The 9,813-nt window shown below is 66.9% G+C and carries 10 protein-coding genes and 1 riboswitch; of the genes, 2 read left to right on the top strand and 8 right to left on the bottom strand.

From position 1 onward, the window contains the following. Nucleotides 1-221: 221 nt before the first annotated feature. From MJ785_RS07265 to thrC, 6 genes are all read right to left on the bottom strand, one after another. Nucleotides 222-797, bottom strand: a complete 576-nt coding sequence (locus MJ785_RS07265; RefSeq protein WP_239309806.1) for a Uma2 family endonuclease — start codon at nucleotides 795-797, stop codon at nucleotides 222-224. Nucleotides 798-875: 78 nt separating this feature from the next. Then, nucleotides 876-1,730, bottom strand: coding sequence for a phospholipid scramblase-related protein (locus MJ785_RS07260; RefSeq protein WP_239309804.1), 855 nt, complete (start codon nucleotides 1,728-1,730; stop codon nucleotides 876-878). A 175-nt stretch (nucleotides 1,731-1,905) separates the two neighbouring features. Beyond that, nucleotides 1,906-3,528 (bottom strand): chaperonin GroEL, encoded by a 1,623-nt coding sequence (gene groL, locus MJ785_RS07255; protein WP_239309802.1) that lies wholly within the window; start codon nucleotides 3,526-3,528, stop codon nucleotides 1,906-1,908. A 385-nt stretch (nucleotides 3,529-3,913) separates the two neighbouring features. Next, on the bottom strand, nucleotides 3,914-4,051 hold the full coding sequence (locus tag MJ785_RS07250) for a hypothetical protein (RefSeq protein WP_239309800.1): 138 nt from the start codon (nucleotides 4,049-4,051) through the stop codon (nucleotides 3,914-3,916). 146 nt (nucleotides 4,052-4,197) lie between these two features. Continuing rightward, nucleotides 4,198-4,374: a type II toxin-antitoxin system RelE/ParE family toxin gene (locus MJ785_RS22180; RefSeq protein ID WP_370651565.1), complete on the bottom strand. Its 177-nt coding sequence runs from the start codon at nucleotides 4,372-4,374 to the stop codon at nucleotides 4,198-4,200. A 215-nt stretch (nucleotides 4,375-4,589) separates the two neighbouring features. Then, nucleotides 4,590-5,867: a threonine synthase gene (gene thrC / locus MJ785_RS07245; RefSeq protein WP_239309798.1), complete on the bottom strand. Its 1,278-nt coding sequence runs from the start codon at nucleotides 5,865-5,867 to the stop codon at nucleotides 4,590-4,592. 9 nt (nucleotides 5,868-5,876) lie between these two features. After that, nucleotides 5,877-5,994, bottom strand: a riboswitch (SAM riboswitch). 30 nt (nucleotides 5,995-6,024) lie between these two features. On the opposite strand from thrC, the gene MJ785_RS07240 reads away from it, so the two are divergent. After that, nucleotides 6,025-7,011 carry a glucosyl-3-phosphoglycerate synthase gene (locus tag MJ785_RS07240; protein ID WP_239309797.1) on the top strand — a complete coding sequence of 329 codons (987 nt, stop codon included), beginning with the start codon at nucleotides 6,025-6,027 and terminating at the stop codon, nucleotides 7,009-7,011. 57 nt (nucleotides 7,012-7,068) lie between these two features. Further along, nucleotides 7,069-7,884: an HAD hydrolase family protein gene (locus MJ785_RS07235; protein WP_239348264.1), complete on the top strand. Its 816-nt coding sequence runs from the start codon at nucleotides 7,069-7,071 to the stop codon at nucleotides 7,882-7,884. Here the strand turns inward: MJ785_RS07235 and MJ785_RS07230 are convergent. Both MJ785_RS07230 and mptB read right to left on the bottom strand, forming a co-directional pair. After that, entirely contained in the window at nucleotides 7,788-9,095 is a 1,308-nt protein-coding gene (locus MJ785_RS07230) for a glycosyltransferase 87 family protein (RefSeq protein WP_239309795.1), read from the bottom strand. The genes MJ785_RS07235 and MJ785_RS07230 overlap by 97 nt on opposite strands. A gap of 76 nt (nucleotides 9,096-9,171) precedes the next feature. Continuing rightward, the coding region (gene mptB / locus MJ785_RS07225; RefSeq protein ID WP_239380233.1) for a polyprenol phosphomannose-dependent alpha 1,6 mannosyltransferase MptB at nucleotides 9,172-9,813 on the bottom strand (642 nt) is incomplete at its 5' end.

Here is a 9,813-nt window from a genome sequence, read left to right as displayed (position 1 = left end):
CCGGCAACAGCGGCGCGGCAGGGCCTGTCTGATAGATCTTCGGTCGCTTCGCCCCCCGCACGAACGCTTCGCGTCCGTGCGGATCCCTGCTGTCGATGCCTGCATCGACCAACATCTATCAGATGCGTCCTGGAGTCAGTTCTGGTCTCTTGTCCGGTCTGGTCTTTTGTCCGGGTGATCCGAGACAATGTGATCTCTGCCAACATGATCTGGACAAGTCGTCATTCTGGTTGTGGAGGGTCGATCAGGCTTGCCGGAATGATCGTGCAGGCAACTGGGCTGGTCACGGTGAGTTCCTGTGACCCGACCGCGGACCCGGCCCGGACGTAGGCCCCGCTGACAAGATCGTAGGCGTCGATACTCGGGGTGCCGGGGTCGACCAGCCAGTAGCTGGGGACACCGCGGTCACGGTAGACGTCGAATTTCAGGGTTTGGTCGTAGCGACGGTTGTTGATCTCGGCGACTTCCACGACCAGCAGTGGCAGATCGGTGATGCGGCGGGGACGGTCGTCGTCAGCCGCTGCCGCCACAATGATGTCGGGCACGATCTCGCTGCGGGGCTCAACGCGAAGGCTGACCCCCCGGGTGTGGACGCGCATGTGCGAGGGGGTCGCCTCGATGAGCAGCCGGACAAGACGCTTGGTTACCCTGGTCTCCAACGGTGTCGGCCATGCGCGGATCAGGCACATCCCGTCGATGAGCTCGAAGCGAGGATCTTCAAGGCCGAGCTCGTCGAGGTCGGCGACGGTCAGCGGTGGGGCGGGCAGCACCATGGTGGGGCGGTGCGAGCGCGGCATGGAACCAGGCTGGATCACTCCAGTAATGGTGCCGCTTCCAGCCTCGGCTGTCGAAACCTCCGGCGCCGGTATCCGGACTCAGCCCAAACCACGGGAGTCCTGCTTGAGCGCGGTGTCGATGGTCAGCGCGGAGGCGACCACCAGACTGCACAGCGGGTCGGTGATCGGCCGGTGGATCTGCACCACGTAATTGTCAGCGGTCGTGAACATCGTGCGGGCCAAGCCCTCCCAGGTCTTGGTCACCCGGGCTATCTCGGTGTCGGTGTGGTCGACGATTGAGAAGTTCCACGCCCGCCAGTTCTCTGCTTTGATCATGCCGACAGGGGCGCCAGCGCTTTGCAGGGCAAAGCGGATCTTTCCGAAGACGTTCTGTTGGACGATGTCACCGATCTCGGCTCCGTCCGGCCGAGAGACGATCACCCTCGATTTGAGGAGCTTCGCCGGCCTGGTCAGGACGAGTTGCGGAACTCCGGCGCTGTCGCGGACCTCGAGCCGGTGGGTGAAGAACTGATCGAGTGAGCTGACGAATCGCACCGCTTTCTTGATGGTGCTCTGACCGACCTCGACGACCGATCCGATCTGGTTACCGGACTGGTCGAACACCGCGTACTCGTTTGTCAGCTCGATGAGTTTGGTCTTCTGGTTGACCACGAGGACCGGTTCGGTGAAGAGCGTCCCCTGTCCGCTGTGGACGGGGCTCAGGCCTGCCCCTTCCCGCACTTGGCGCCGGATCCGATCCGGGGTGTAGTTGGTCCGGACAGGTTCCGGCTGGTAACCCTGGGGACTTCCCCAGCCCTGTGGGGGCACTCCAGCGGACGCCCCCGGCTGGGTGCTACTCACCTGGTCGGTCCATAACCCGCCGTCCCAGTAGCGAAAAGGATGCTGGCCGGAGGGATCCGGGTACCAGCCGGCCGGTGGCATGGTCTGGGTCATGTTGTGCACACTCCCACAAGTCTTGCCGGTCGCAATCGCCCATCGCGCATGGTGATTGATGTGCTAATCGTGCCATGGCAAAGGGGCGGCCCCGAAACAGGACCACCCCTTTGCGCCCACCACCGGCTGGCTTACGACCAGTTCAGACCGGAGGGCCGAACCTCGAACCGTGGACTCAGAAGTCCATGTCACCGCCGCCACCGGGAACCGCCGGGGCCGGGTTCTTCTCCGGCTTGTCGGCGATGACGACCTCGGTGGTAAGGAACAGCCCGGCGATGGACGCGGCGTTCTGCAGCGCGGAACGGGTGACCTTGGCCGGGTCGATGATGCCGGTGGCGATCAGGTCGACGTACTCACCGGTGGCCGCGTTCAGGCCATGGCCGGCAGGCAGGTGACGGACCTTGTCGACCACGACGCCGCCTTCGAGACCGCTGTTGTAGGCGATCTGCTTGATCGGCGCCTCGAGAGCCAGCCGGACGATGTTCGCCCCGGTTGCCTCGTCCCCGGCCAGGTCGAGCTTCTCGAACGCCGTGACCGACGCCTGGAGCAGCGCGACGCCACCGCCAGCGACGATGCCCTCCTCGACCGCGGCCTTCGCGTTCGAGACGGCGTCCTCGATGCGGTGCTTCTTCTCCTTCAGTTCGACCTCGGTCGCGGCACCGACCTTGATGACCGCGACGCCACCGGCGAGCTTGGCCAGCCGCTCCTGCAGCTTCTCGCGGTCGTAGTCGGAGTCCGACTTCTCGATCTCGGCACGGATCTGGCTGACCCGACCGGCGATCTGGTCGGGGTCGCCGGCGCCTTCGACGATGGTGGTCTCGTCCTTGGTGACGACGAACTTGCGGGCCTTGCCGAGCAGGTCGAGCGTGGTGCTCTCCAGCTTGAGGCCGACGTCCTCGGAGATGACCTGGCCACCGGTGAGGATGGCGATGTCGCCGAGCAGGGCCTTGCGGCGGTCACCGAAGCCGGGGGCCTTCACCGCGACGCTCTTGAAGGTACCGCGGATCTTGTTGACGACCAGGGTGGCCAGGGCCTCACCCTCGACGTCCTCGGAGATGATGGCCAGCGGCTTGCCGGCCTGCATGACCTTCTCCAGCAGCGGGAGCAGGTCCTTGACCGCAGCGATCTTGCTGTTGACGATGAGCACGTACGGGTCGTCGAGGACGGCTTCCTGGCGGTCGGCGTCGGTGACGAAGTACGGCGAGATGTAGCCCTTGTCAAAGCGCATGCCCTCGGTGAGCTCGAGCTCGAGACCGAAGGTGTTGCTCTCCTCGACGGTGACTACGCCTTCCTTGCCGACCTTGTCCAGCGCCTCGGCGATCAGCGCGCCGATCGCGGGGTCGCCCGCGGAGATGGACGCGGTGGACGCGATCTGCTCCTTGGTCTCGACCTCCTTGGCCTGCTTGGAGAGCTCCTCCGAGACGCGTTCGACCGCGACCTCGATGCCCTTCTTCAGGCCCAGCGGGTTCGCGCCGGCCGCCACGTTGCGCAGACCCTCACGGACCAGCGCCTGGGCGAGAATGGTCGCGGTGGTGGTGCCATCACCCGCGACGTCGTTCGTCTTCTTCGCGACTTCCTTGACGAGCTCCGCACCGATCTTCTCGTACGGATCCTCGAGCTCGATCTCCTTGGCGATGCTCACGCCGTCGTTGGTGATTGTGGGGACGCCCCACTTCTTCTCCAGAACGACGTTGCGACCCTTCGGGCCGAGCGTGACCTTTACGGCGTCGGCCAGCTGGTTCATGCCGCGCTCCAGGCCGCGCCGTGCCTCCTCATCGAAGGCAATGATCTTCGGCATGGTGTCGGGGTCCTCCCAGGGGAATGGCTATTCAATGACCTGGCCAAGACGACGCCCGCGACGGACGGCCAGCTGGCCTCGTCGCTCAGCCTTGGCACTCGGAGCTGGTGAGTGCCAGCTCCTGTTTAGCACTCGAGATGGGTGAGTGCAAGCTCGCCCCCTGTCGCGGCGTGCCGCCGCGGGGCCGCGGGCGGGGGCCGACCGGCTGCTGTCATACGGCCCATGAACCGCGGGCGAATCCTCGGTGCCGCGATGCCTCCACCACCCGGTGTCAGGGACCACCGCCGAAGAGATCCTCTCCGGTGCTGTCCCGGTTGCCGTCGATCGTGCGGCGGTAGGGGCTGCGTCGGGGTGTGCGGGTCGGGTCGATCCAGGCCGGGGGGATTCATGCGGTGAGCAGCTCGGCGTCGGACAGCGACCAGACTGTCGCCTGCGTCAGGGCGTCCACACCAGTGGCGACCGCGTCCAGCCCGGCGAGCATTGGATGCTCTCGGGCTGGGTCGGTGGCGGTGGCGCTCTGCATAGATCAACGATAGTCCGAAACGCCCCCAAAGTCGAACATTTGTTCGTGTAGGGTGCACATGTTAGCCCGACCGCCGCTGGATCCACATCGTAGGCCGACCGACCTTGCCTGCCAGGCGCTCTGCAGCCTGTTATGGATGCGGAGCGTCAGGTCCGACAGTAGACCTCGCGACGATGTGCAACACGAACGATGAGGACAACAAGGACATCATCCTGCATTTCATAGATCACGCGGCAGTCTGCGATCCTGATCCGTAACGTTCCGGGGTGGCCTTCGAGCGCTGTGGTCTCAGATGCTCTGGGGTCGTCGACGAGGCGGTTGATGGCCGGGTGTCAGCGTTGTTGGACCTGCGAGGCAGCCGGCGGAAGCAGCGGGCGGCGGCGGCCTTGACCACTCGATACTTGTAGGTCGCGCTCAGTCGGGCTCGGCTTGTAGGCCATCCCATGTTGCCGCGCGTTGTCCAAGGCCGCGGTTAACGGCTGCAACCGTTCCACGTAGCCCAGGCTTGTCAGCCGCAACCGGCGGCGCCCCAGGTTCCTCAGTCACCAAGGCCGGCTGCTTCGAACGCGATCAGTGACGGGCGGATGGTCGCGGTCGGCCGGCCCTGCGACATGAGCGGATCGAGGGTCTTCAGGCCGTCCCCGGTGTTGAAGATGACGGTCTCGGCATCGGGGTCGAGCAGCCCCTCACGCAACAGCCGCCGCAGGCAGGCGACGGTGACGCCGCCGGCGGTCTCACCGAAGACGCCCTCGGTGCGGGCGAGCAGCCGGATGCCGTCGACGATCTCGGGGTCGGTGGCGTCGGTGATCGCACCGCCCGTCCGCCGGGCCACGTCAAGCGCGTACGGGCCGTCCGCGGGGTTGCCGATCGACAGCGACTTGGCGATCGTCGACGGTTTCACCGGGGCCACTGTGTCAGCTCCGCGGGCAAAGGCCGCGGCAACCGGATTGCAGCCCGCAGCCTGGGCGCCGAAGACCCGGTACGGCGTCGGTTCCACCAGGCCGAGGCGGCCGAACTCACCGAAGGCCTTGTCAATCTTGGTCAACAGCGACCCGGAGGCGATGGGCACCACGACCTGCTCCGGCAGCCGCCAGCCGAGCTGCTCGGCGACCTCGTAGCCCAGCGTCTTGGAGCCCTCCGCGTAGAAGGGCCGCACATTGACATTGACGAACGCCCACTCGTACTCGCCGGAAAGTTCGCTGCACAAACGGTTGACGTCGTCGTAGTTGCCGTCGATCGCAACCAGGGTGCCGCCGTAGACGGCGGTTGACACGGTCTTGCCGTCCTCGAGGTCATGCGGGATAAGTACTACTGAACGTAGTCCAGCGGAAGCGGCATGTGCTGCCACGGACTGGGCGAGGTTGCCGGTGGAGGCACAGGCGACGGTGGTGAACCCGTGCTCACGGGCGGCTGACAGCGCCACCGAGACGACCCTGTCCTTGAACGAGTGGGTGGGGTTCGCGCTGTCATCTTTGATCCACAACGTTCGGATGCCGAGCTCCTCGGCAAGCCTCGGGGCCGGGCGCAGTGGTGTCCAGCCAGCCCCGAGGGAGACCCGGTGCGCGGGATCGTGGCCGGCGGGAAGGAGGCCGACGTAACGCCACAGGTTGGCGGGACCGGCCTCGATGGAAGCCCGGGTGACGCGGCGCAGCAGGGACTCGTCGTAGGCGATTTCCAGCGGGGCGAAACACTCGACACAGACGTGCGTCGGGGCGAGCGGGGATCTGGCGCCGCAGTGACGGCAGGCCAGGGAGATCGCCGGATTGGCGGCGGATTCCGGATCGATCGTTGCGGGGCGCTCGGGCGCGATGGTCATATGTGAAACTCCTCATCTTCCCCGAGAGCCCATTGCGTCTCAGGACGGAATTAGCACCTGCCGCGCACGGATGCGGGTGGTTGCCGGGGCTTCACTGGGCCGGTCCCTCTGCCCCTCTGGATGAGCCGGATGAAGTTGTCCCCGTACTGTAGACCGAGTGCGGCGTGATGTGCACCGTTGGTTCGAGCGTCGGACGTATGACGGGCGTGACTTCTCGCCCGTCGGTCTGCTGGCGCGGAAGGCGGAAACGATCAGTGTGGTGCTGCCCGCGTTGAACGAGGCCGCCACCGTGGGGCGGATCGTCTCCGCGATCAATCGTGATCTTGTTGTTGCGGTGCCTCTGGTGGACGAGATCATTGTCATCGATCCGGGGTCGGTCGACGCGACCGCGACCGAGGCGGCCGCCGCGGGTGCGGCGGTGATTGCGGAGGAGGAGATCCTCGCCGGTTACGGGCGGATCGCGGGCAAGGGCGAAGCCCTCTGGAAGTCCCTGTACGCGGCCTCCGGGGACATCGTGGTCTTCATCGACGCTGACCTGGAGGACTTCGACGCCCAGGTGGTGACGGGGCTGTTAGGGCCGCTGCTGACCGACGCCGAGGTCTCCTACGTCAAGGCCTCCTATGATCGGCCACTGCTGGGCGGCCTGCTGCCCGGCGGCGGTGGCCGGGTCACCGAGCTGGTCGCGCGGCCCCTGCTCAACATGTACTGGCCGCACCTTGCCGGGCTGATCCAACCGCTTGCGGGAGAGTTCGCCGGTCGCCGTGCCCTCCTGGAGCGGTTGCCGTTCGTCTCCGGCTACGGAGTCGAGTTCGCCCACCTGGTGGACGTCTTCTCCGTCGCGGGCGCGGATGCCATCGCACAGGTCGAGGTCGGGCGAAAGATCCACCGTCATCAGTCCGACGAGGCTCTCGGACGCATGGCAGCCGAGATCATCCAGACGGCGTGGAGTCGGCTCGGTGTCCACAGCCCGGTCCCGGGACAGACGCTGACCCAGTTCCGCCGCTGCGACGGTGGGCTTGAGCCGCATACCCACAGCGTCGCGGTGCATGAGCGTGCCCCGATGATCACAGTTGCGGAGTATGCCGCTCGCCGGACGTCTCGTCGGCGACGTGCCGTAGAAGATCACCCGTCGCCGACGGCGTGAGAAGGTCGCTGACGCCGGGAGCAGGTTACCGGCGGCGTGAGCGGGAGGATATCGCTGATGGGCATCCGGGTCGTGTATACCGATCTTGATGGGACCATGGTCGGGCCGTCCGGGTGCTTCTTCCAGAACGAGGATCACTCCACCACCCTTGATCCGGCGCACGCCCTTATCGGCCTGCACCGGGCGGGCATCGCGCTGGTGCTGGTCAGTGGCCGGACCCGACCGCAGCTTGTCGAGGCCAGCGCGATTTTCGGCGCGGACGGTTTCATAGCCGAACTCGGCGCGATCGTCGGCTGGGACCACGGGCGGGGCAGCCGGATCCTGCGCGGAGCCATGCCTGACGATCTTGACCGGATTCCGGATCCGCTCCTCACCGCGCTGATCGAACGGTATCCGGGGCGTCTGGAGGCGTATCGTCCCTGGCACCCCGGCCGCGAGGTTGACGTCATGCTGCGGGGCAACATCGAGGTGGCCGAGGTGAACGCATGGCTTGTGGCGGAGGGCTTTGACTGGTTGACCATCCGCGACAACGGCATCATCTCGCGGGCCGTCATGCCCACTCTGGATGATGTTCCCCACATTTACCATCTTGTTCCCGAGGGCGTCAGCAAGGGGGCCGCGGTGGCCTTCGACCTGGCCCGTCGCGGGCTCCGGCCGGAGCAGGCGATCGCGATCGGCGATTCCGCCAGCGATCTGGTCATGGCCGGCCAGGTCGGGCGCATGCACCTCGTCGCGAACGCGCTGCGTCACAGCGATCTCGTCGCGTTGCTGCCCGGTTACGACAATGTCGTCGTGGAGGATGGCGGGTTTGGCTCTGGCTGGGCCAGCGCGGTCCGCTCGGCGCTGCCGACCGCGCGGCCTGCCACTATCTGATCCGCCGCCGGCCGCATGAGCGGCCCGGCCGGCTGGTCGGGAATCGTGCCGTCGGCGGCCGTGCTGGCAGCGGCCGGACGGCTGAGCAGGAGGTGGCCGAGAACCGTGAGGAGGAAGAGGACAGCCGCGATCGTGTAGGAGTTCCCGATCAGCAGCTGCCAGCCATGCCAGGAGTACTCGCGGTTATGTTCGTACGGCAGCCACCACATCGGGGCGAGGACGAGCAGGGCGAAGCCGCCGAGTGCGGCGAACCGTCCCCCGCGCGGCCGGGCCGGGCCGGCCAGCCAGGCCAGGGCGGGCAGTGCCCACAGCCAGTGGTGGGTCCAGGAGATCGGCGAGACGAGCAGTCCGGTGATGCCGCACACCGTCCAGCCGAGCAGGGGCTCATGGCGGCGGGTGGCCGCCACCGCCAGTCCGATGCCGGCGGCCGCGGTGCTCAGTGTCACGAGCCGAAACCAGGTCTCATCGTGTATGGCATGACCGGCGAGCCGGGTCGCGACCCCGGCCAGCGACTGGTTGCCCGCGTACGCGACCCCACCGACGTGGGACGGGTCGAGTGCCAGCCGGGTCCAGAAACGCGCCGAGTCAGTGGGTGTGGCCAGGGCCGCGAGCGCGGAGCAGGCGCTGAAGGAGAGCGCGGCCCAGCCCGCGTCCCGGCGTCTTCCCGTGCAGAGGAGGTAGGGAATGAAGATCAGTGGGGTGAGCTTCACCGCCCCGGCGATACCGATCAGTATGCCCGCGGGCAGTGGCCCGGATCTGCGGCGCAGGTCGATAATGATCAACAGCATGAGTGGAATGTTGATCTGGCCATAGGCGAGGTTGCTGCGGATCGGCTCGGTGGCCAGTACGCCCGCGGCCAATACCGCCAACGGCAGCGGGCGGGACGTGAGCAGGCCGGTCCGGGCCACGGCGAGCACCTGGCGGGTCAGCGCAGCCAGGCACGCCAGCAGGGTGACTGCCCAGATGAGCTGGGCCGCCGGTTTCGGCAGGACCGCGAGCGGACCGAAGAGCAACGCGGCGAACGGCGGATAAGTGAAGGGCAGGCCGGTGCCCGGCATGATCTGGTCGTACAAGGGCAGCCCGTGCAGGAACGCGTCGCCGCCCAGCCGGTACACCGCCAGATCGATCCGGGTTCCGAGGGCGAGCAGCGCGAGCAGACCGAGCAGGCTGGCTCCGAGCAGGATCGTGGCCATGTTCGGGCGCGCGCGCATGCTGTCCCCCTTTCCCGTGTTCGTCCGTCCTGACCGGATCCTGACTGACCCCCGCGGCCGCGAGCAGCCGTGGGGGTCAGCGCTTGAGAGCCGTCGTGGACCACCCCTCCCGCCGTCGGGTGAGGATGACCACAGAGATCAGAACAAGGCCGAGAGTGCTGATGGCGATGAACGGTGCCTGGCGCTGCAGCCACGGCGTGGCGCCGGGCAGGTCGGCAAACAGAAGTTCGCAGTGCGGAAGGGCGAGAAACGCGCCGACCGCCGACACCGCGCCGAGCGCGCTGGTGCGGGCCCGGTCAGCGGCCATCGCGAGTGGTATGAGCCCCCAGGCCAGGTACCACGGGTAGAGGACGGGACCGAGAATCGCCAGCGTCAGCAGGCCCCAGCCGACAGTGGCGGTGAGGTCCCGCCCGCGGATGGTCGCCAGCAGCCGCAGCATCACCCCGGCGGTGAGCACGATGCCGGCGGTTCGGGTCAGGTTCAGCGCCTGGGAAAAATTGATCTTCATGCTGGTGACGTTGTTCAGTTTTGTGAGAGCGTCGGCGAGGCCGACAGTCGGTGCGTACAGGGTGAGTCCAGCGGCAGGCGTAGCCGCTGAACGTAACCAGCCTAGTCCGTCTGGAATCAATACCACGAAGAGCAGCCCGGATGCGCTGACAACACCGGCGTCCCGCGCCAGCGGCCGCAGCCGCGCCCACAGCCGTGAACGCGCACTAAG

It is taken from the genome of Protofrankia sp. CiT1 (assembly GCF_917627335.1).
Lineage (GTDB): Bacteria > Actinomycetota > Actinomycetes > Frankiales > Frankiaceae > Protofrankia.
The sequence above is the reverse complement of the archived record's forward strand: the minus strand, read 5'-3'. Positions and strand labels throughout refer to the sequence as shown.